The organism is Sphingobacterium phlebotomi (genome assembly GCF_008180195.1).
Taxonomy (GTDB): domain Bacteria; phylum Bacteroidota; class Bacteroidia; order Sphingobacteriales; family Sphingobacteriaceae; genus Sphingobacterium; species Sphingobacterium phlebotomi.
Map to the genome: position 1 here is coordinate 1,029,120 of NZ_VTAV01000001.1, position 21,771 is coordinate 1,050,890.

At 41.5% G+C, this 21,771-nt stretch carries 18 protein-coding genes; 12 read left to right on the forward strand and 6 right to left on the reverse strand.

Going from position 1 to position 21,771, the window contains the following annotated elements; translation table 11 throughout:
* Positions 1-43 precede the first annotated feature (43 nt).
* On the forward strand, positions 44-646 hold the full coding sequence (locus FXV77_RS04015) for a C40 family peptidase (protein ID WP_148917881.1): 603 nt from the start codon (positions 44-46) through the stop codon (positions 644-646).
* A gap of 89 nt (positions 647-735) precedes the next feature.
* Positions 736-1,236: a hypothetical protein gene (locus FXV77_RS04020; protein ID WP_246162198.1), complete on the forward strand. Its 501-nt coding sequence runs from the start codon at positions 736-738 to the stop codon at positions 1,234-1,236.
* Positions 1,237-1,459: 223 nt separating this feature from the next.
* Here the strand turns inward: FXV77_RS04020 and FXV77_RS04025 are convergent, their stop codons facing one another.
* The 5 genes from FXV77_RS04025 to FXV77_RS04045 all read right to left on the reverse strand — a co-directional run bounded on the left by FXV77_RS04025 (position 1,460) and on the right by FXV77_RS04045 (position 6,691).
* Entirely contained in the window at positions 1,460-2,788 is a 1,329-nt protein-coding gene (locus FXV77_RS04025; protein WP_148917882.1) for a mechanosensitive ion channel family protein, read from the reverse strand.
* Between the two features lie 23 nt (positions 2,789-2,811).
* Complete coding sequence (locus FXV77_RS04030) at positions 2,812-4,176, reverse strand: nucleoside permease (protein WP_148917883.1); 1,365 nt, start codon at positions 4,174-4,176, stop codon at positions 2,812-2,814.
* Between the two features lie 21 nt (positions 4,177-4,197).
* Positions 4,198-4,830 carry a bifunctional nuclease family protein gene (locus FXV77_RS04035; protein ID WP_148917884.1) on the reverse strand — a complete coding sequence of 211 codons (633 nt, stop codon included), beginning with the start codon at positions 4,828-4,830 and terminating at the stop codon, positions 4,198-4,200.
* Positions 4,831-4,957: 127 nt separating this feature from the next.
* Positions 4,958-5,932 (reverse strand): electron transfer flavoprotein subunit alpha/FixB family protein, encoded by a 975-nt coding sequence (locus FXV77_RS04040; protein WP_148917885.1) that lies wholly within the window; start codon positions 5,930-5,932, stop codon positions 4,958-4,960.
* Between the two features lie 21 nt (positions 5,933-5,953).
* Entirely contained in the window at positions 5,954-6,691 is a 738-nt protein-coding gene (locus tag FXV77_RS04045; RefSeq protein ID WP_148917886.1) for an electron transfer flavoprotein subunit beta/FixA family protein, read from the reverse strand.
* A gap of 163 nt (positions 6,692-6,854) precedes the next feature.
* Between FXV77_RS04045 and FXV77_RS04050 the strand changes: the two genes are divergently transcribed.
* Entirely contained in the window at positions 6,855-7,193 is a 339-nt protein-coding gene (locus FXV77_RS04050; protein WP_148917887.1) for a tetratricopeptide repeat protein, read from the forward strand.
* A gap of 69 nt (positions 7,194-7,262) precedes the next feature.
* Complete coding sequence (locus tag FXV77_RS04055) at positions 7,263-7,679, forward strand: copper resistance protein NlpE (RefSeq protein WP_148917888.1); 417 nt, start codon at positions 7,263-7,265, stop codon at positions 7,677-7,679.
* A 10-nt stretch (positions 7,680-7,689) separates the two neighbouring features.
* Here the strand turns inward: FXV77_RS04055 and FXV77_RS04060 are convergent, their stop codons facing one another.
* Complete coding sequence (locus FXV77_RS04060; protein ID WP_148917889.1) at positions 7,690-8,829, reverse strand: cysteine desulfurase family protein; 1,140 nt, start codon at positions 8,827-8,829, stop codon at positions 7,690-7,692.
* 224 nt (positions 8,830-9,053) lie between these two features.
* Between FXV77_RS04060 and FXV77_RS04065 the strand changes: the two genes are divergently transcribed.
* The 8 genes from FXV77_RS04065 to FXV77_RS04100 all read left to right on the forward strand — a co-directional run bounded on the left by FXV77_RS04065 (position 9,054) and on the right by FXV77_RS04100 (position 21,737).
* Positions 9,054-10,043 carry a FecR family protein gene (locus tag FXV77_RS04065; RefSeq protein ID WP_148917890.1) on the forward strand — a complete coding sequence of 330 codons (990 nt, stop codon included), beginning with the start codon at positions 9,054-9,056 and terminating at the stop codon, positions 10,041-10,043.
* Positions 10,044-10,058: 15 nt separating this feature from the next.
* Positions 10,059-10,619: an RNA polymerase sigma-70 factor gene (locus FXV77_RS04070; RefSeq protein WP_148917891.1), complete on the forward strand. Its 561-nt coding sequence runs from the start codon at positions 10,059-10,061 to the stop codon at positions 10,617-10,619.
* A gap of 244 nt (positions 10,620-10,863) precedes the next feature.
* Complete coding sequence (locus tag FXV77_RS04075) at positions 10,864-14,148, forward strand: TonB-dependent receptor (protein ID WP_148917892.1); 3,285 nt, start codon at positions 10,864-10,866, stop codon at positions 14,146-14,148.
* Between the two features lie 27 nt (positions 14,149-14,175).
* Complete coding sequence (locus FXV77_RS04080; RefSeq protein WP_148917893.1) at positions 14,176-15,639, forward strand: RagB/SusD family nutrient uptake outer membrane protein; 1,464 nt, start codon at positions 14,176-14,178, stop codon at positions 15,637-15,639.
* Positions 15,640-15,687: 48 nt separating this feature from the next.
* On the forward strand, positions 15,688-16,806 hold the full coding sequence (locus FXV77_RS04085; RefSeq protein WP_148917894.1) for a glycoside hydrolase family 5 protein: 1,119 nt from the start codon (positions 15,688-15,690) through the stop codon (positions 16,804-16,806).
* Positions 16,807-16,883: 77 nt separating this feature from the next.
* Positions 16,884-18,656 carry an exo-alpha-sialidase gene (locus FXV77_RS04090; protein WP_187443992.1) on the forward strand — a complete coding sequence of 591 codons (1,773 nt, stop codon included), beginning with the start codon at positions 16,884-16,886 and terminating at the stop codon, positions 18,654-18,656.
* Between the two features lie 48 nt (positions 18,657-18,704).
* The gene (locus tag FXV77_RS04095) at positions 18,705-20,696 is read left to right on the forward strand and encodes a hypothetical protein (RefSeq protein ID WP_148917896.1); all 1,992 of its coding nucleotides are present in this window, start codon (positions 18,705-18,707) and stop codon (positions 20,694-20,696) included.
* Positions 20,697-21,737: an aldose 1-epimerase gene (locus FXV77_RS04100; protein WP_148917897.1), complete on the forward strand. Its 1,041-nt coding sequence runs from the start codon at positions 20,697-20,699 to the stop codon at positions 21,735-21,737.
* The last annotated feature ends 34 nt before the right edge of the window (positions 21,738-21,771 follow it).

Sequence of the window (21,771 nt, forward strand, 5' to 3'; positions counted from 1 at the left end):
AGTCAAACTTTGTTAATCACATATGGATGCTTATTTTTGTTTTATGCAGCATCAATCACATCGATATATTACGCTATTATGTTGGGTTACGGCAGTTTTTCTATTGACATCTTGTGGGGCAAAAAGAAAGGTGCTCTATGGAAATCATACCCATCATGGTTCACCGAACACGAGCAAGTCCATTCCTACGGATGCGAGTGATGCGCGAAATAAATCGTTATCCGGGTCAAAAATGGATAACTATGCTGCCATATTGGGTGTTTCCGCACGAGATTTGAACAACAAATCGCTTTATTCTTTCATCGATAAATGGTTGGGGAGTCCGCATCGCCTCGGCGGAACAAAACCTTCAGGTATAGACTGTTCTGGTTTTGTCGGAATTTTGTACCATGAAGTGTACGGGAAAAACCTGCCTCGTACTTCTCGGGATATGGGGGATCAAGTCAAAAGAAAATACGAAAGGCAACTTCGAGAAGGAGACTTGGTGTTTTTTTCCTTTAGTGGAAGAAATATAGATCATGTGGGCGTGTATCTGCATAATAATAAATTTGTACACGTATCCACGCGTAGAGGCGTGATTATTTCCGATATAAAAGATAGCTGGTATTACAAATACTTTGTACGTGCCGGTACACCAAAAATCTAACATTCAAATTACAATACCATTCGAATAAGAGATGCTCTTTTGTGTTTTAGTTCTATCTAATGTGTATTTTTGCGACAAATTGATTTGTCATGAGTAAAAGAACGAAGACCATCTTTCTAGGACTGTGCATTATTGGTTCTTTTTTTATCTATTGTGTTTATTATTATTCCAACATGATAAAGAATGCACCTTTTCGTTATTCAGATTTTGAGTATATTTCCATTCAATACGGGGTGCCGGATTCTATGTTAAATAGTTACAACTCAGCCAGCCAGCAGTATCAATATCTTAATCGAGACAATGAAGTGGTTGAAAAGAAACTGAAGCTGACCGATGACGATTTGCTTTTTCTGCATCGGAAAGCCATGGAGATGGGATTTTGGAATGTGGATGATGATATGACAACTCCGAGAACGGATTCACTTGAAGGCAGGAACGTTCCACGGTATGTGCTGGAGTACAAATACAAGGAAAAAGGAAAAACCGTTATATTAGATGCCGACTATTCGGGCAATCAAAAAATGAAAGATGCTGCCAAAACAACCATTGAGAAGGTTTTGGAAATGATCAATATTGCAAATGCACGGTAGAAATAGCATAGTAGCAATATATTCTCTTTTTAACATAAAGCTAATGAGCACTTCACATTAAAAGTTCATCTTTGTGATGAGTAATTTTTGTTCGTCATTAATGGTTAGTTAATGGTTAGTGTTTATGTTAAGGCTTGTTGTGAAATATGCCGAAAGCAAAAGGGTTGTCCCCACTAGGACAACCTTTTTATTTTTCTTATATGCAGCGTTCACTCCTTTAGTTCTAGCTGTTTCCCTTCTCAGCTGATATAAAATCTGTTCCCGAAAGAAGATGACGCAAATCATCAGAAGCCGGTAGTTCAAACACTTCAAGGTGAAAATACTTGATAGCTGCGAATAAATGATCGAATACATCGGACATCGTGTTTTCGAAAAATGCCCATTGTGTACCATTTGTAAACATATACAATTCCAGTGGCAAACCATGCTCATTTGGTGCCAATTGGCGGACCATTAATGTCAATCCTTTATGAATATCGGGATTATGCTGTGCATAGGCATTGATATATGCCCTAAACAACCCTACGTTGGTCATACGTCTACCATTTACCAATACAGATTCATCCACTCCCGTGCGCTGATTGTAGGTATGAATCTCTTCTTCTCGTTTTGTAATGTAGGGTGCCAATAGCTCAATTTTCTTTAGTTCTGCAATTTCTGTTTCCGTGAGGTATCGGATGGAGGAAATCTTGATGTTGATGGAGCGTTTAATCCGCCTACCGCCCGAATCCTGCATGCCTCTATAGTTTTTGAAAGCATCGCTGAGAAGTGTATAAGTAGGAATAGTCACGATCGTTTTGTCAAAATTCTGGATTTTAACGTTGTTGAGATTGATTTCTAATACATCGCCGTCCGCGCCGTATTTGCTCATTTCAATCCAATCTCCCACCCGAACGGAATCATTAGCCGACACCTGTATACTGGCTACAAAACCGAGAATGGTATCCTTAAAAACTAGCATTAGGATAGCTGATGCGGCACCCAACGAAACAAGAAATGACCAGGGAGAATTACCTGTTAGTATAGAGACAATGAGTGTACCGATGACGAAAATCAAAAATATCTGTACGACCTGTAGATAACTGTCAAGAGGCTTATCTATAAATGCCTTTGATGTACGTAAGATATCCCGTCCTGTCTTCAGTAGGCTGTTGATGAATGCATACACCGATAGGATAACTAAGATGTTCAGAAATTTATAAAGTCCAGCGGTGAAATTTGGAAAGCCAACAAAAATAAAGGGTATCATCTGTTGCGCAATAATAACAAGAATAAGCTGGCTAAGCTTATTTAATACCTTATTTGTCAGCAGAAAATCATCCCAGCTTGTCTTCGTTTTCTTAATAATTCTCGTCAAGACAGAATTAAATATCGCACTGATAATAAAGTTCACGATATACAGTATCACAAAGACGACGATAAGCAGGCTGGCAGAGGTGAAAATATGCGCAGGTTTGTCTGACAGCCCAATATTTTGAATGATGTTAAATGTCCAGTCGTAGAGTGCACTGGTTTGCTGTGCGGCGATGTTAATGATGTCTTTTTTTTCCATATTAACAGACAAATATAGGGAAATTAACCTACATTTCTATCGTGTTTATGCTTAAACAAAAAACTGAATAAAATGGCGACGACCAATGTGTAGCCTGCGAAAGCTAACCATATCTGGTGCCAGTCTTTTAACAAAACATGGTCACTAAGGAGACCATGAGCTGATACCGATATTCCGCGTGAATTAATAAATTGAAGCAAGTTGCTATTAGAGGTTTCGGTTTGTAGATAGGTCGCTAGCGTTTCCAACGAGGAAAATTGTAGCGTAAAGTAATGGTCTATCACCCATCCCGATATAAGACTGCCCAATATCGCTCCAAAACCATTGGTCATCATCATAAAGAGACCCTGTGCCGCACTACGGATATGAGCCGTTGTTGACTTTTCGACAAATAAAGATCCCGATATGTTAAAAAAATCAAATGCCATTCCATATACGATGCAAGAAAGGATGATCATCCATAAACCTGCCTGGGGGTCACCGAATGCAAATAATCCAAATCGTGCTACCCATGCCCACATGGCGATGAGCATCACCTTTTTGATGCCAAATTGTTTCAAGAAAAACGGGATGGCTAAGATAAAGAGCGTTTCCGAAATCTGTGAAATGGACATGATGAGTGTAGAATACTTAATCGCGAAAGAATCGGCATATTTTGGGTAAAACTTGAACTCATCCAGAAATACATCGCCATAAGCGTTAGTTAGTTGTAATGCGCCTCCCAGAAACATGCAGAAGATGAAAAAAACAGCCATTTTGTAGTCTGCAAACAACTTAAATGAATCGAGTCCAAGTGTTTTCGTCCATGATTGCTTTTCCTGATGTTGTCGGTTCTTTGGTGGACATTTAGGAAGCGTTAACGCATATAAGCCTAATCCCATTGCGGCTATTCCGGCGATGTAAAACTGGTACGATGTCGCTTTATTACCTGTTAGATTCACTACCCACATGGCTGCGATAAAACCTATCGTGCCCCATACCCGTATCGGTGGAAAAACGCTGACTACATCATATTCTTGAGCTACAAGTGTCGTATAAGAAATAGAATTTGATAATGCCAGCGTGGGCATATAGAAGCACATCGCCAACAGCATGACATAAAAAAATGTCTGCGGATTATCAACCTGAGGCAAATAAAACAACGTTACCGCGTATAGCAGATGTAGAATACTGTATAATCTTTCAGCATTTATCCATCGGTCGGCTAGGATACCCATGAGCGTAGGCATGAAGATGGCTGCAATGCCCATCGTCGAAAAAATTGCACCAAATTGAGTGCCATCCCATTGTTTGGTGCCAAACCAATAATTAGCGATGGTGATTAGCCAAGCTCCCCAAACAAAAAATTGGAAGAAGCTCACAACGGTCAACCGTAACTTGATAGGCATAGGGGTGATTATGTCGTTAAATTATCCGTTCTTTCTTCTGTCGATTTCGTCACGTATTTTAGCCGCTGTTTCGTATTGCTCAGCTTCTATCGCTTTCTTAAGATTAGCCTCTAGTTGATCATCACTCATATTAAAGTAAGGTGACGTTGGTGAATGTTCCTTTTCCGTTGGGGTGGGTGTGGCGCTTGTCATGGTGTTTTCTTTAGGAAGACCTTCCAGATTTTCCAAAAAAGCGAAGTCATTACTTTCAATGACGATGCCGGCAGCATCCATAATAAAGTCGTAAACGTATATAGGTGCGCCAAAACGTACCGCTAACGCAACAGCATCAGAAGTGCGGGAGTCGATGTCGAAAGTCTTATCACCGTTAGAGCAAACCAGTTTTGCGAAGAAAATGCCATCTATCAAATTGTAGATTAGCACTTCCTGAATATTAATCTGAAAGTTGTCTGCAAACGTCTTGAAGAGATCATGTGTTAACGGGCGGCTAGGTTGCATTTTTTCGATTTCTACTGCAATTGCCTGTGCTTCAAAACCTCCAATGATAATGGGTAACCGACGATTACCCCCCAACTCCCCCAAAACCAGTGCATAAGCACCAGATTGTGTTTGACTATACGATAACCCCACGATATCTAATTTGATTTTCTTCATTCTTAACCCCTAACTATAGTACAAACATATATAAATTCATTTTTATATGCAATACAATACCGCATAGCATAAAAAATGGCCAGGCTATACGATAACCCGACCATTCTACTTTGTTTCAATTGTTTGTTTAGTGATTCTTATATGTTTTGAATGCGTCGATCAGCTTAGGAACAATTTCAAAAGCATCCCCTACGATGCCGTAATCGGCTACCTTAAAAAAGGGCGCTTCGGGATCGTTATTAATCACGACGATAGTTTTGGACGAACTTACGCCGGCGAGGTGTTGGATAGCGCCAGAAATGCCTATAGCGATATAAAGGTTTGGACTGACCGCTAATCCCGTTTGTCCTACGTGTTCTTCATGTGGACGCCAACCTACGTCGGATACCGGTTTAGAACAGGCTGTGGCCGCACCTAAAATGTCTGCCAATTCCTCAATCATTCCCCAGTTTTCGGGACCTTTCAATCCGCGTCCGGCAGACACGACAATATTCGCTTCGGGCAACGGTATTTTGTCTGTTGCCTGCACAATATCTTTGACTATCGTCGATAAATCCGTCGCTACAACTTGCGGTTGAAAAGCTTCGATTTCTACCGTTGTCGGAGCTTCCACAGCTTCTATGGTATTTGGTGTCAAGGCGATAACTTTGACAGGAGCAGTAAGTTCCGCCGTAGCGATAGCTTTGCCAGAGAAAGCAGACTTTTTAACTTTCCAGGCGTCTCCTGTTATGGTAGGTAGTGTAATCGCTCCGTCGGCAAGTGCAGCGTCCAATTTGGCTGCGATACGTGGAGCTAGTCCTTTCCCACTAAAGGAATTAGATAAGACGACAGTCGTTGCCTGTATACTTTTGGCGACTTCCGCGATAACAGCAGCATACGCTTGATTGACGAATTGGTGCAGCTGTTCGGTATTCACTTCTATTACTTTGTTCACACCGTAGCGACCGATATTTTCTAAGGATGTGGCGTCTACGTTTCCGATACTGAGTGCCGTTACCGGCTGACCGGTAGCGTCTCCGATAGCTTTCGCATAGGACACCGCCTCATATCCGGATTTTTTAAATGCTCCCGCTATATTTTCGATATATACTAAAATGGCCATAATAAACGCTTTAATGAAGATTTATATAACTTTTGCTTCGCTGTGTAACAACTCAACCAGTTGAGCGATGTCGTCCTTGTCAACAAGCTTAACGTTGCCCCGAGCAGGAGGCGTGTCAAAATGGGTAATATGAGATAATGCGGGCACATCAATGGCCGCGATAACTTCGAGTGGTTTTGACCGTGCACTCATAATCCCCCGCATATTCGGAATTTTTGGTTCTGCTACACCTTCTGCTGTTCCTATGACGGCTGGGAGCGGAATCTGTATCACTTCTTTACCACCCTCGATTTCACGTTCCACCGTAGCATTTGTACCGTTTATATCCAACTTTTTTGCAATCGAGACGGATGGTATGCCCAACAGTTCAGCAATATACCCCTGCACCAAGCTACCGTTATAATCGATGGATTCGCGTCCGGTTAAAATGAGGTCAAAGCCCTGTGTTTTCGCATAAGAAGCTATTTGATTGGCAACGAACCACGCATCGCGCGGTGGCGCATCTATCCGGACAGCATCATCTGCGCCGATTGCTAGTGCCTTTCTAATAGTGGGGTCTGCAGAAGCTTCACCTACGTGAATAACCGTTATGGTACCTTGACCATTACCGGCAAGTTCAACAGCCCTAGCCAAAGCAATCTCGTCATACGGATTAATGATATATTGAATGCCAGCGGTATTGAACGCTGTATTATTATCCGTAAAGGTGATTTTGGATGTTGTGTCGGGCACATTACTTATACATACAAGTATCTTCATTGGAGTGTATTTTTTTAGCCTTCACACAAACCTATCAATTTCATTGACCAAAAACAAGAAATGAGTTTGTATAAGCGGTCAGTAAACTGTCATTTTTCTATGCATGCATAGTAATGCGGTGTGTGATGGATTGAGAATTGAAATTCCTACTTTTGTGATTACCATGAGTAATAGACTAGAAGAATTACAACAGTTTTTGCAGGACAGCCCTAATGACCCTTTTTTAAAATATGCGATAACCATAGAGTATAAAAAAATGGGTGATAATAAAAATACGCTGGCTGGTTTTCAGGATTTACGGGCAAACCATCCGGATTATGTAGGAGCATATTACCATTTTGCTAAATTTATGGAAGAGCAGGGGAGGAAAGAAGAAGCGTTGGAAATTTACAAGGTAGGAATGGAGGTTGCCCAACAACTACGAAATCGTCATGCCTATGGTGAGTTGTTGAGTGCTTATAATTTAGCTATAGGGATAGAAGAGGACGACTGGGACGACTAAAACGTTAAATAAGATAGGAAGTGCGTTTTGTGGTATCTTTTTTGTTATTTATAACAAAAATCTGATGTGATGCGCTTTGTTGTATATATATGTGGACTGTTTTTGTTAGGGCTCCTAATCATTATTGGTTGTGTGAATACCCGAACGAATGCAAGTATAGAAAACAATAAGTTTGGCAAAGTAACAGAGGGTCGGTTGGTAGGAACTTATCGAGGCAATCTACCTTGCACGGATTGTGATGCTATCGCCACTTCACTAACGTTGGCAAACGATAAAGCTTACACCCTGGAATATACATATATGGGGAAAAGTGCAGAGCCTTTTTCTAAAACGGGAACTTGGGAATTGGAAGACGGAGAGCTTAATTTGGAAGGCTTGGACTATAAATACAAAGTGGAGACCGACCAGTTAAGACAATTAGACCTATCCGGAAAAGAAATTCGGGGTGAATTGGCGGAGCGATATATACTCCGGGTTGCGAATTGATACCCCCTTATTATTGTCCGTGTTCTTCACACAACTCTTTTAGCTTTTTCACCACAAAATCAATTTCCTCTCTTGTGTTGTATTTGCTGAATGAAAAACGGACAGCTGGTTTGTCGGCGTCACTACCCAATGCTTCAAGCACATGGCTGCCCAGTTGAGAACCAGAGCTGCACGCACTTCCTCCCGACGCAGAGATACCGGCAATATCTAAACTAAACAGTAACATATCTGCAATCTCTGTACACGGAAGTGATACATTGAAGACGGTGTACAGTGAATCTTCAGCAGCGATATTTCCGTTAAATGTGATTTCGGGAATGTTTTTTTGCAATTCCGTCCGCATATAATCTTTTAGCCCTTGAATATAAATCCGGTGGGTTTCCATGTTTTGGTAACATAATTCCAGTGCTTTAGCTAATCCCACTATGCCGTACACATTTTCTGTTCCACCTCGCATATTACGTTCTTGAGCACCTCCATAAATGAACGGACGGATTTTGTTTTTTCCGTTAATATAAATAAAACCCACTCCTTTTGGTCCGTGAAATTTATGAGCCGCACCGGTCAGGAAATCGATATGCAGTGTAGACAGATCGTGCTCATAATGGCCCATGGTCTGTACGGTATCCGAATGAAAGACAGCATTAAACTCCTGGCATAGTTCGGAAACTTTATGAATGTCGGTCAGCGTGCCGATTTCGTTATTGGCATGCATCAACGATACAAAGGTACGTGGGTTTTGAGATAACAACTCCCTTAGATGATCCAGTTCTACATTGCCTCGTTCGTCTACACGCACGAAATCCAATTGTATAATGCCCCGTTGTGCTAAATCCTCCAGGGTATGCAAAACCGCGTGATGTTCTAAAGGTGAGGTGATCGAATGTGTAATCCCCAGATCGGCGATTGATCTTACGATAGCCATGTTATCAGCCTCCGTACCACCCGAAGTGAAGAATATTTCGGACGGAGAAGCCTTCAATAAGCCGGCTACCGTTTTTCTAGCCTTTTCTACAATCGTCTTTGCTTGACGACCGTGTGCGTGGATAGAAGAGGGGTTGCCAAAATGCTCCTGCATGGTCTCTGTCATGGCTTTTATCACTTCCGGATCTAATGGCGTAGTAGCGGCATTATCAAAATATACTTGCATACGGCAAAATTAAGGAATTTTTATGTTCTTTTCTTCCTAAAAAAAGAACCAAAAAGATCGTCGCTCAGATATTTGAGACAGTGGATAATGCTAAGCATAAATAGTTAATAGTTCAGACAATATTGTTTTTAAATGTTTTAATTCAGTTGACGCAAATTAAATTTATACAAGGAATAGGGGGAATGGGAACTTCGATGCGTATTACAAAAAGTTAGCGTGTCAAAATGGAAGAAAGAGAATTATTAGAATACCTGAGAGGGAGAAAAAGAGATGCAGAAGACTATCAAAAGGTTATGTCTCAAGAATCGAGAAAAAAACTTCAGAAAATATGGGATGAATATAGCGTAACGATGAAAAAAGGAGCGCCTGACTTTGATGTTATGTTAAACAATATTCATCATAAGTTAGGAGTAGCTGATGTGGAAGATCGTAATATGCGTTTTATTATTCGGTCGATGACGATATTTCGGCAGGTTGCCGTTATATTATTTTTGCCGTTACTGGGGGCAATTGTTTATTTCCTTTTTACGCCGTCATTTGAGCAAAATGAAGAGGAGTTTTTGGAGATATCGACACTACCCGGGACAGTGACCCAACTTATATTAAGTGATAGTACTCATGTCTGGTTAAATCAATCGACGTCTTTCCGTTATCCACGGGAGTTTAAGGGTAAGGAAAGGCTAGTTGTTGTTTTGGAGGGAGAAGCTTATTTTGAAGTTACTTCAGATAAAGACAATCCTTTTATTGTCGATAACGCTATGATGAAGACTACCGTTACTGGTACTAAGTTTAATATTAGTACCTCGATTAAACGAGGTTTTTTTGAGGCTTCACTTATCGATGGAGAAATCATATTGGAAAACGCGGAACATAAGCTGAGTATGAACCCCGGGTCGATCGCTAGATTTAATACAAACACAAAATCACTTACTTACGATGAAAAACCTGTTGCATTGCATAAATCTTGGATTGATGGTGAATTGCATTTCGAAGATGAGCCTTTGTGGCACGTGTTTGAGAAACTTAGCGATTGGTATAATGTGGATTTTGTTTTGAAAGACGATGAACTAAAAAATTTGCTCCTTACAGCGAAAATCAAATTTGAAAATCTAGAACAGTTTCTTGGAACGGTGACAAAATCTTTACCTATTAGGTATACTATTGAGGTAGATGAGCCTACGACAAAAAAGATTGTATACATTAGTAAAAACTAAACCTAAATAATATTCGTGAAAAACACCAAGTTGTCAGATAGCACCTTAATAGAAATGTTATTGTCTCCGAATATGGAATTAAAAGCATTTGATATACTTTTTTTTCGATATTCGGAGGGCGTTTTTGGTTTTATACTTAGTGTTTCGAAAGATTATTATATAGCAGAGGAGGTGGTACAGAATGTCTTTATTCTACTTTGGAAAAAGCGTTCCCTCTTAGATAAAACCAGGTCATTGAAATCTTTGCTTTTTTCCATGGCGCATAATGAGATGATTTCTTTGTTTCGTAAACAAAAATCTGAATTTACGAAGAGAGAGAACTTTTATGCGGCCTTTCCATCCGAAATTTCGGACCACACAGAATATGAAATTGAATTCAAGAACTTACGAGAATTACTGGATAAGGTGATAGACATATTGCCGGAAAAAAGGCAGGAAATCTATCGATTGAGCAAGGAACAGGGATTGTCTAACAAGGAGATATCCGAACGCTTGTCTATATCCGTGAAGACGGTGGAAAATCAAATGACCGCGGCTCGTCGTACCCTAAGAAAGTATATCAGTCTTTTGGAATAAAAAGGGTGTCGTTTAACCAGCTATCTAATTCTCTGTTATCAATTTTCTCTCATGGAGAGAAAACCCAAAATCAAAATTTTTTAATTCGTCAATAGGGGGGCAACCCCCTTCATTGCGTATTACTATAAACTAATAATAAACCATGTTGGAAATCTTCAGATAGAATTTTGTAAAACATGTCATTGCGAATGAGCCGTTAGGTAAAATGATAACGGGATTATATTATAAAATCATTTTATAAACCATGAATAAATACGTACGAAGACTAACCTTACGAAGAAAGCTACAGGCTTTTAAAAGCTTGTTTCTGTTTTTTTCTATAGGATTATCCTTAGCAGGATCCGCGATGGGACAACAGCAGCAGAAAGCTACAATAACGATTAATGTTAAAGATACACCCCTACAAAAGATCATGAAAATTGTAGAGGATCAATCTGGTTTCTCATTTATGTATAGCAGTAGTATTGTAAATCTTAATCATCGTCTGTCACTATCATTAAATAATGTGCCGACTGAGCGAGCTTTAAAGGAGATTTTCAAAGATACGGATATAGGCTATGTCATTCAAGATAATATTATTACGTTAAATAAGATCGTAGAAAAGAAACAGGTTCGAGAGCAAGTACATCTCACCGTTTCCGGATTAGTTACCGATGACGAAAATATACCTCTTATAGGGGTCAACATCTCCATTAAGGACAACCCTTCTCAAGGTACTGTCACAGATTCTGAAGGTCGCTATATCTTACCCCATGTGCCATCAAACGCAATTCTCGAATTTAATCATATAGGTAAAACAAAGATGGAAATTCCTGTTCAGCAAAGATCCAACATCGATGTGCAAATGGAGATCAATAAATTGATGCTGGAGGATGTTAAGGTGATTGGAATTGGCTATGGAGCAGTACGAAAACGTGACCTTACCGGTGCTGTAGCCTCGGTAGATGGAGAAAAGTTAGCGTCATTTAGCAATACCACTATTTCGCAGTCACTTCAAGGACGGTTGCCCGGTGTAGAGGTGCGTATGACGAGTTCTGAACCGGGGGCAGCCCCTCAAATCCGTATTCGCGGTACAAATTCTATTATGGGAGGAAATGATCCTTTGTGGATTATCGACGGGTTTCCGGGAATGCCTAACATGTTCAATGTTGCTGATGTAGAAAGTGTGGAGGTGCTTAAAGATGCTTCAGCCACGGCAATATACGGCTCTCGGGGAGCGAATGGAGTCATTATCGTGACTACGAAACAAGCAAGTGCCGGCACTACACAGGCAAATTACAATGGTAGGTTCGGTATCTCCATGGTAGATAATAAGCTTCCTTTAATGACAGCAAGCGAATACATGCAATATCAAAATATATTAAATGTTAACGCATTGGGAACTCCTTATTTTTCGGAAGAAGAGATCGATTATGTAGGTGTTGGGTACGATTGGCAAGAATTGGCATTTCGGCATGCACAGACAAATGATCAGGCGATTTCTATACAAGGGGGGACGGAAAAGAATCGTATGGCGTTGAGTGCCAGTTATTACGATGAGCAGGGGATCATAACAGGGAGCGGTCTAAATAGAATATCTCTTCATGGAAATCTCGATCAGCGTATCTCAGATAAAGTTAGTATTGTCAGTAACCTTACTTACACCCGAACAAACCATGACAGGCAGAGTGGCATACTGAGTTCGTTCGTTATGGCTCCTCCTACTACAGGACCTTATGATGATGGAGGGGATTACACTGATTTTCGGACATTATACCCTTTCTCTTTTTCGGGACAAAATAATCCTGAAGCACAGATCAGAGAGAGAAGCTATCTGTGGAAATCTAACAGGACCATGGCAAATACTGCACTAATCTATGAACCGATAAAACAGCTAACGTTTAGGGTCGCACTCAATGCCAATATGGCTAATGCGCGACAAGATGATTATATCACCACAAAATATCCGACGTCAAATGGGGAAGCTAGTATAAACCATTCGGAAGAGCTGTCACTTAATAACAACAATACGGTAACTTATGCTAATACAATAGGCCTTCATGATTTCTCCATAATGGGAGGGCTCACTTATGAGCAAAGTGAAAGCAAAGGAACAGGTATTTCAGGTAGTGGTTTTTTGAGCGATCTCGGAGGCACATATAATATTGCCGGCGCCGAGATCAGAGACACCCCCTCCGCCAGTTATTCAAAATGGGTCATGTTATCGTATTTGGGACGGATCAACTACACATATAACGATCGATATCTGGCGACCGTCAGTTTGCGTGCAGATGGATCATCAAGGTATAGCCCAGGAGATAAATGGGGATACTTTCCATCTGTAGCATTGGCTTGGCGAATCAAGGACGAACCTTTCCTAAGGGATGTGGAGGTGATCAACAACTTAAAATTACGAGCTGGGTATGGTGAATCTGGAAATACCGCAATCTCCCCCTATTCTACCTTAGATTTGCTGACGCCGATGTCTACCATTTTTGGCAAAGATATTCATCAATTCTATCATCCGTCAAGCAACTTTAATTTTGGCTTGCGATGGGAAACTACAGCTCAATGGAATTTTGGGGTGGATTTAGGCCTTTTTCAAAACCGGTTTAGATTGGTAGCAGATTATTATATAAAGAATACATATGATTTGCTCAATATTGTGGAAATGCCCGAATCTAGTGGGTTCATTAGCGGAACAAGAAACATTGGTAATATGAAAAACAGGGGATTCGAGTTTCAGGCTGATGCGCGCCTGATAGACCGATCTTTTAAATGGGATATGTCCTTCAATGCATCCTTTAATAAAAATGAGGTGTCTCGTTTGCCTTTTGGTGAAGATGTTCCCGGAACACGACGAAGTATTACCATTGTCAATGACTACATTAATTTGCTTAGAGAAGGACAACCTGTTGGTGTATTTTATGGATATGTAGAAGATGGCTATGATGATGTTGGAAGTATTCGTTATAAAAACATAGATAACGATAGTGGTGGTCTGATTAATGAACTGGATAAAGATATTATCGGTGATCCAAACCCTTTATACACGTTCGGGTTGAGTACAAGTGCTTCTTATAAAAATTTTACCTTGAGTGTTTTTGCGCAAGGTTCGTATGGGAATGATATCTATTCCTTGGCTATGGCTAGTCTAACCCATAATTATAGCGGCTCTCGTGGAATAAACACATTGAGCGATGTGCTTTACAATTATTGGACACCAGAGAATCCTAATGCCCAGTATCCGGCTTTAACAGCAGCGGCTACAACATCATTGCGGATGTCTGATCGCTTTGTATACGATGGTTCATACCTCCGCTTAAGAAATGTAGAACTAGCATATAATATTCCATTAACGAAAGTAGATTGGATACGAACTTGCGGGGTTTACGTCAGTGCGCAGAATTTATTTACGCTTACTTCCTACCCATTCTATAATCCTGATGTCAACACATATGGAGGATCTTCGTCGGTCGGACAAGGAGTTGACAATTTCTCCTATCCGTCGGCAAGAGGATTTGCTGCAGGAGTGAGATTACATTTTTAGTTTTCAAAAAGATAAATAATAATCGATATGAAGAAAAAATTTAGTTTAATCATGCTGATCTTTTCTCTTTTCATTTTTTCTAATTGTGAAAATATGGCAATGTTGGAGGAAACACCAATAAGAGAAGCCACTCAGGGATTTATGACGGACGCTGCACACATCGAGTCCGTTCTCCTTTCTAGTTATTATCAAATAAAACGTTATCATTGTTTTAGCCGCTATTATCATACGACGATTGAAGCATTGGCTGATTATGCGACGTCCATTGGTTCTTACCAGGTGGTCGGACAGTATCAGGGCGCAGATCCTACGATCACTTCCCGTACCAATGATGTATGGGCATGTTTTTATAGAGCGATCCGATTCGCCAATATGATTATTGCGTATGCCCCGGATGCAACGGAAGCCTCCCCAATGGAGATTCAGGAGCTCATCGCTGAAGCTCGTTTTATTCGTGCATTCTGTTACCTGCATTTAACACAGCTTTGGGGAGCAGTACCTATGTCAACAGAAGAAGAATTGTCGAATAGTGAAGAGACAAATTTACCTCGTATTCCTCAGACTGAAATTTTGGCATTTGCTGCTTCTGATTTGGAAATTGCAGCGACAGATCTCCCGGATGCGCAACCTATAATCGGTCGTCCGCAGAAAATAACCGCAAAAGCAGTTCTTGCCGAAGTCTATATGCACATGGAGGATTGGGAAAAGGCACGTGACAACGCGCTTGATGTGATCAATTCGGGGAAATATCGCCTGGTAGAAGTTAGCCAGTCAAATGATTTTTATAACCTCTACCATCCTAAATTGGTAAATACTACCGAAGAAATTTTTTATCTCAAATATAGAGAAGGAAGTGAGTATGGCTCCGCCTTTGGATCCATGCTTCATAGAGGTACACAATATTATAACGCAACCGCTTTTTCAGGTATCCATTCCACATTTGACAACCCGTTTTATGCCAATTGGTCGGATGATGATTTGCGAAAAGATTTCAATATCTATGTTGTCAATGTCAGTGGCCAGAATTTGATATACAATAAAAAATTTATAGAAATTGATGCTATCGGTGATACGGGTGGCAGCGATATGCCACTCTATCGTCTGGCGGATATTCTGTTGTTTTATGCGGAAGCAGCCTGTCGCGCTAATAATGGGCCAACTGCGGATGCCATGGAAAAACTGAACATGGTGCATAGGCGTGCGTATGGTAAACGAAGTGATGTGGCAGATCTCTCGGTAGACTTTAAGCTCAACGATTATAATACAGAAGAAGCATTCATGGCGTTAATTCTGACCGAACGCGGATATGAAACGTGCTATGAGGGGAAACGGTATAACGATCTCAAACGCACAGGCAAATTAGCTGAATACGTGATGGATAAGAAAGGCCTTGTTGTCGGTGAGGGAGGCTATTGGTTTGCTATCCCCAGTCAGGAATTTCTATACAACAAAGGCATGGACCCTAATAGGGACCAAAACCCCGGGTATTAATAAAATTATGATATATAAAAACAAATCTCATTAATAAGAAAAAATAACATGAAAAAAGTATTGGTATTTGTATTCGTCTTGTCCTTTTTGGGAATGTATGGCTGTACCCAAAAAGCGGCAGAACGATGGAGCGAAGAAAAGGCAAATGAATGGTATGATGCACAGGAGTGGCCGGTAGGCATGAACTATGTCACTTCTACGGCCATCAACCAATTTGAAATGTGGCAAGATGAAACTTTTGACCCCGAAACTATAGATCGTGAGTTGGGATGGGCAGAAGGTTTGGGCTTCAATGCGGTGCGTATTTTTTTACATGACATGGTATGGGAAGCCGACCCCGAAGGATTTAAGAAACGGCTAGAACAGTTCTTGGAGATATGCGACAAATATAAAATGAAAGCTATCATCACTTTCTTTACCAATGGGGGGCGTTTTGAAAATCCGAAATTAGGTCCTCAACCAGAATCGGTTCCGGGAGTACACAATTCACAATGGATACAAAGCCCAGGGTCGGTAAAAGTCAATGATCCACAGGCATGGCCTGTTCTCGAACGTTACGTTAAAGATATTCTCACGACCTATACCGATGATGATCGGGTACTCTTATGGTGTTTGTATAATGAGCCGGAGAATTTAAAATTAGGTGCCGAAAGCCTTCCGCTATTGCGAGAAGTCTTCAAGTGGGGTAGGGAAGTGAATCCATCACAGCCATTGACGGCTCCTATATGGCTGCTTCCGGGATCCCAAGGTACGCGGACTGCCCTTGATATTGTCAGTTTTGTCGGGGAGCACAGTGATGTGATGAGTTTTCATTGTTATTATGAGCCGGAGGTAATGGAGACCTTCATCAAGATGTTGAAGCGTTTTAATCGTCCCCTTATTTGTACGGAGTACATGGGGCGTCCTCGATCTACATTCGAAGAAATACTCCCTATACTTAAACGTGAAAAGGTAGGTGCGACCAACTGGGGGCTAGTCGCGGGAAAATGCAATTTTCACTTACAGTGGTCAAGTAAGGCCGGCGATCCCGAACCAGAAATATGGTTTCACGATATTTATCGTGTAGATGGTACCCCGTATAGCCAACGAGAAGTAGACTTTATTCGGAACTTAACGGCTGATAAATCGCAGACAAAGCAAACAGACGCTGTTGGAGAAGAAATATAATTTGTATAAAGCAACGCTACTTATCAACATCTAAGGATGGGAAGATGAACTTAAATTGTATTAAAATGAAATTCATAATGAATATACTAATGTTAGCTGTCGTGAGCATGTTGTTTGATGGCTGTGGAAAAAAAGATAGCCCGGATGATTTTCCGAACGACACGGTTAAAATTCATACGATACATGAATTGAATCAGGAAGAAGAGGAACTCGATTCTCATGCCGGTGAAGAAGGTTCAAGTGTTCTTGAGTTAGATTTTAGTTCGTATACAGAGATATCTTCTGCTATACTGGGTATCACAAATCCTGTTTACTCCCGTATCAAAAAGAAGAAGACAGGAGGATATCTGTTGCTCTATCATAATGGACAAATTGGCTCTAATATTTATTATTCTAATAGTACAGACCTAAAAACATGGTCAAACGGGGAGCTACTATTTCAACAGGTACCTATTACTTCTTCCCAAGGTGCAGATAGCAGAAGGTATTCAACCGCGGATGCTGTCGTCTTGTCCAATGGTGATATACTTGTCGCAGTCTCCTTTCGTGCCAATCTTGCCTATAGACACAGTCCGGAAACAAATGGGATCATGATGAGACGAAGTAAAGATAATGGTTTTACTTGGGGCGAGGAGCAAGTTATTTACACAGGTACCAACTGGGAGCCTTATCTGCTCGAGTTACCGTCAGGAGAGATACAATGCTACTTTACCGATACGGATCCGGTGTATGGAAACTCCGGAACCTCTATGGTCATTTCTAATGACGGTGGGCTTACATGGTCACCAACGGGTGTAAGCAACAACTACAAGGTGATTCGTCAATACAAATACATGAATCAAGGAAGGCGTATTTATACAGATCAAATGCCTTCTGTCAAACTATTGAATGACGGGGAAACATTGGCTGGTTTTATGGAGGCTCGCTTGGAGGATAATAATCAGAGTAGTGGCAACTCCTATTTTATGATGTCCTTAGTGTACGGCAAGGATAACTGGGAACATCTCACTGGAGACGATGTGGGACCGACAGACCGGCAGACCAATCTTTTCAGGGGAGCTGGTGGTTATATTTCGCAGTTTCGGTCGGGCGAAACGGTTATTTCCTGCAATATCAACAATATCTTCAGTATGAAGATTGGGGACAACAAAGCTCGAAACTTTAACCATACAGCATGGAATGCCGATTGGTTTCAACCATTCAATGGCACAGGCTACTGGGGAAGTACCGAAATCGATGACGCGCACCACATCATTGGCACTATGCATAAGAGTGGAACTATTATGGTTGGACGATTCTTCTTAAATCATCGGATTAATGCTCCCACCAGTAATATTGTTGTCGACGGCGATACGAATGACTGGACACATACTGATGCCTTGTTTATCGGGAGTGAAAGCCAGACACAAGCAGTATTCCGGGCTGCGATAGACGCAGACAACTTGTACCTGCTCGTGGAACGACAAGATAATTATGTAGCTACGGGAGATAATGTCGATCTGTATATTCATAATGATGAGGGCAATTCGTTGAATATAAATTCGTTGAAAATCACCCTTGATCCGGCCGGTGTTGTCGCTTGTTCGAAATGGTCGGGTAGTAGCTGGGAGGCCGAGGATATTTCATTGGTTACGGTCAGCAACAAGATTTCTGGTATCATCAATGATGGCCGTGCAGATACCGGATATCTGTCTGAAATCGGAATACCTCTTTCAACGATTAATGGAAATAGCGGGTACGTTAGATTCAATGCCGTTTTGACGGATGGGAATATAACAGATACGTTTACATTTGCTGATCCAGCAAAACCCGAAAGCTGGATGCGGATCAAAAAGGGGATATCACCATAGTATTCTGGGAGATCCAAAAAAGAATTTATCATAACACAATCCGACAGTATGAAACGAAATTATTTATTTACCGCCTACCTGGCACTTTATGCCTTTCTTTTAGTAAGCTGCGAGAAAGATCCCGCTGCAGGTTTGGCAAAAAGTAGAACCATGATGATAAGTGCCACTATTCCCATCCCAGTGGAGGAAGGAAAAGCATTATGGTTAGAAGGGGATACTATTAAGATTTTTTCCAACCGGGATTTTACAGGGCATAGCTTTATCGCAAAAACGAGTGGTTCGACAAAAATCAGCTTTACCGGCCCTGTCACCGAGGGGGAACAATTCTATGGTACTTATCCCGATTTTCTACAGGGATCTTTTGACGGATCTATCTTTTCTGTGGAAATGCCAGAGCAACAACCGACATCTTTCTGGCCCATGGTTGGAAAAGGAACAAGAGAAGACGGATTAGAATTTAAAGGTACCGGGGCATTATTATCCGTGAACATGACGGGACAGGGCAACGTATCTTCAGTAAAGATTGAAGGAAAGGACGCAGAGGGCAATCCCCTATTGTTGTCTGGTACTGCGAGGGTGGATATGAACGCTACTTTCCCGACCTTACAGATGATCTCGGGGGGCAATACGTATGTAGAGCGTACTGTAGATGTATCATTGACTTCAGAGGTTAAGAAAGTTTATATATTGATTCCGCCTGGCAGTTACCAATCACTTGCAGTCACATTAACAAGTGCAATAGGAGAGACTTTTTTTCAGGAAACTTCCTCGGTAAATCTTTCTTCCGAACAAATTCTAAATGTGGATTTATTGGTAGACTTTGAAGAAATCGCGGAGCCTATCGAAGCCAATCTTTCGCTGGCAGGTTTAGCCAACTGTTATGTGGTACCAGTAGGAGGTAACTATTTCTTTGATGCGAAGCTGACAGATAATACTGTTCTAAACGGGGATGGAGCGGACCTTCTTTGGGCGGATGTGGCCTATAACTGGATTAACGATAATGCAGAGGTTCAAAATGCGGTCAGTCCAATAGATCCGGAATATATTATCAAGGATATATCGTATGATGCGCAGGAGGGTAGAATATCGTTTACAGCCACAGGAAATGTAGGAAATGCAACGATAGCGCTATACACAGAAAGCGGTGGTACCCGTAGTATTGTTTGGACCTGGCACGTATGGGTGGCAGGAAGATCGCTGAATCAGATGCGCCTAGATTGGGTGAGCAAGAATTTATCGGCCAAAGGTCAATCTTTAGTCTGGTTGGATCGTAATATTGGAGCGATCAATGATAGGGCAGACAACATTGGCGCTTACGGTTTGCTTTATCAATGGGGCCGAAAAGATCCATTTATAGGCTCGCGGATTATTGGGCAAAAAGCAAACCCATCAGGAACGGATGAGGGAGAAGCTTTTGGCGATTTAACCCTTCCAATCTATGCGAATAGTGCCTTTGGGAATGAATTTAGAGTCGAAACTTCCTTGGGGTCTGTCCAGGATGTTGTTAAAAATCCTATGGTATTTTATGCATCTTCGGGTAATTGGGCAATGGATATCCCTGCGTCGGCATGGGGAGATGGTGTAGCACCATTTGCTACTTGGCAAGGGTATATGAGAGGCGATGATCCTAGTGCAAACTATACAGACGGTATACGTAGCGGATCGAAAAGTATTTATGATCCATGCCCTTCGGGATATCGTGTGCCTACGAGTGAGGAAATGTGGTTGTCTTTTGCGGCATGGAGTCATGCGGACTATCCTGCTTGGGCGGGTAATGTTACATCTACCATAGCGGCCAACACAAATAGCCACTTAGTAACGGCTTATAATGATCTCTCCAGCGTTGTTTTGTTTCCGGCATTTGGACACCGGGATGCGGGCAAACTAGATGCTTTGGGATCCGCGGGTTATTACCATACTGCTACTATCAACCCTGCGAATGCATCGCAAGCTTTTAGGCAATTGGTGGGTTCTAACATGCGTGTAGAAGGTAGTGGTACGTTTGCATTTGCACGCCCGGTACGTTGCGTGGTTGAATAAATGGAGGAATTAATAGTGAAAAAGCATAAAACCACCTACCTATTGATCTTGCAGATCCTTGTTTTCTATAACGCGTGGGGAGTATCCGACAGCACATCCAATGTGACTATTCGGTGCGAAGATTACCGTGCGGAGATTAATCTCGATTATGGAGGGAACTGTATTAGCCTTACCCATCTACCCACGGGCATCGAGGTACTGCGTAAACCATCATCAACCCAAATGCTGGCTTCTTCGCCCTTACTCTATGGAATGCCCATGCTGTTTTTCCCAAATAGGATCAGCAACGGTCGTTTCATGTTTGAAGGGCGAGAATATGTTTGGCCTATAAATGAACCAGAGAGAAAAAACCATATACATGGCGAACTCTATCGTACAGGCTTTCACGTGGTCAGCCAAAGCAGGACAAGTATCGAGTTGGAATTTATAGCTACCAGGGAATTGCCTTATCTGATGTTTCCACATGCATTCGTTTTACGCCAGCGTTATAGGGTCGATTCGAAAGGATTACACCAAGAGGTCACCATGACGAACAATAGTGATAGGAATATGCCATTTGGTCTTGCTTTTCATACGACTTTCAAACTTCCATTTATTCCAGGTGGGGATATCCGCGATGTGCGCCTTGGTTTACCGATCGGTAGGGAATATCTAAGAGATACGACAACGTTGATCCCTACAGGAGAATGCTTGTCAAATTTTTCCTTACGTGACGCCCTTCGTGGCGGTACTCTTCAACCCAATCAGCATATCCTCTCCAATTTTTATTCGCGGGAAAACGGTAAGGATATGCTTCTTACCGATATAAAGTCCGGTTGGAGTATATCCTATCGTGCGGACGCAGACTATTGCTTCTGGATGTTATGGAATGGAGGCAGGGGTGACTTGCTCACTGTAGAACCCCAGACCTGTTTGATCGATGCGTTTAATGTTGATCGACCTTTCTCGGAGAAGGGTATCATTGTCATTGAGCCGGACTCGACGATAAGGCTCAAGACAGCTATTGCTGTTGAAAAGCTCCCCCTATTTAGACAATTGTAATATACCCTGTTTTTTATCTAATTTGTTATAGTAA

Coding starts and splice junctions, on each gene's coding strand:
- FXV77_RS04015 (WP_148917881.1), top strand. CDS start 44: ATGCAGCATCAATCACATCGATATATTACGCTATTATGTTGGGTTACG.
- FXV77_RS04020 (WP_246162198.1), top strand. CDS start 736: ATGAGTAAAAGAACGAAGACCATCTTTCTAGGACTGTGCATTATTGGT.
- FXV77_RS04025 (WP_148917882.1), bottom strand. CDS start 2,788: ATGGAAAAAAAAGACATCATTAACATCGCCGCACAGCAAACCAGTGCA.
- FXV77_RS04030 (WP_148917883.1), bottom strand. CDS start 4,176: ATGCCTATCAAGTTACGGTTGACCGTTGTGAGCTTCTTCCAATTTTTT.
- FXV77_RS04035 (WP_148917884.1), bottom strand. CDS start 4,830: ATGAAGAAAATCAAATTAGATATCGTGGGGTTATCGTATAGTCAAACA.
- FXV77_RS04040 (WP_148917885.1), bottom strand. CDS start 5,932: ATGGCCATTTTAGTATATATCGAAAATATAGCGGGAGCATTTAAAAAA.
- FXV77_RS04045 (WP_148917886.1), bottom strand. CDS start 6,691: ATGAAGATACTTGTATGTATAAGTAATGTGCCCGACACAACATCCAAA.
- FXV77_RS04050 (WP_148917887.1), top strand. CDS start 6,855: ATGAGTAATAGACTAGAAGAATTACAACAGTTTTTGCAGGACAGCCCT.
- FXV77_RS04055 (WP_148917888.1), top strand. CDS start 7,263: ATGCGCTTTGTTGTATATATATGTGGACTGTTTTTGTTAGGGCTCCTA.
- FXV77_RS04060 (WP_148917889.1), bottom strand. CDS start 8,829: ATGCAAGTATATTTTGATAATGCCGCTACTACGCCATTAGATCCGGAA.
- FXV77_RS04065 (WP_148917890.1), top strand. CDS start 9,054: ATGGAAGAAAGAGAATTATTAGAATACCTGAGAGGGAGAAAAAGAGAT.
- FXV77_RS04075 (WP_148917892.1), top strand. CDS start 10,864: ATGAATAAATACGTACGAAGACTAACCTTACGAAGAAAGCTACAGGCT.
- FXV77_RS04080 (WP_148917893.1), top strand. CDS start 14,176: ATGAAGAAAAAATTTAGTTTAATCATGCTGATCTTTTCTCTTTTCATT.
- FXV77_RS04085 (WP_148917894.1), top strand. CDS start 15,688: ATGAAAAAAGTATTGGTATTTGTATTCGTCTTGTCCTTTTTGGGAATG.
- FXV77_RS04090 (WP_187443992.1), top strand. CDS start 16,884: ATGAATATACTAATGTTAGCTGTCGTGAGCATGTTGTTTGATGGCTGT.
- FXV77_RS04095 (WP_148917896.1), top strand. CDS start 18,705: ATGAAACGAAATTATTTATTTACCGCCTACCTGGCACTTTATGCCTTT.
- FXV77_RS04100 (WP_148917897.1), top strand. CDS start 20,697: ATGGAGGAATTAATAGTGAAAAAGCATAAAACCACCTACCTATTGATC.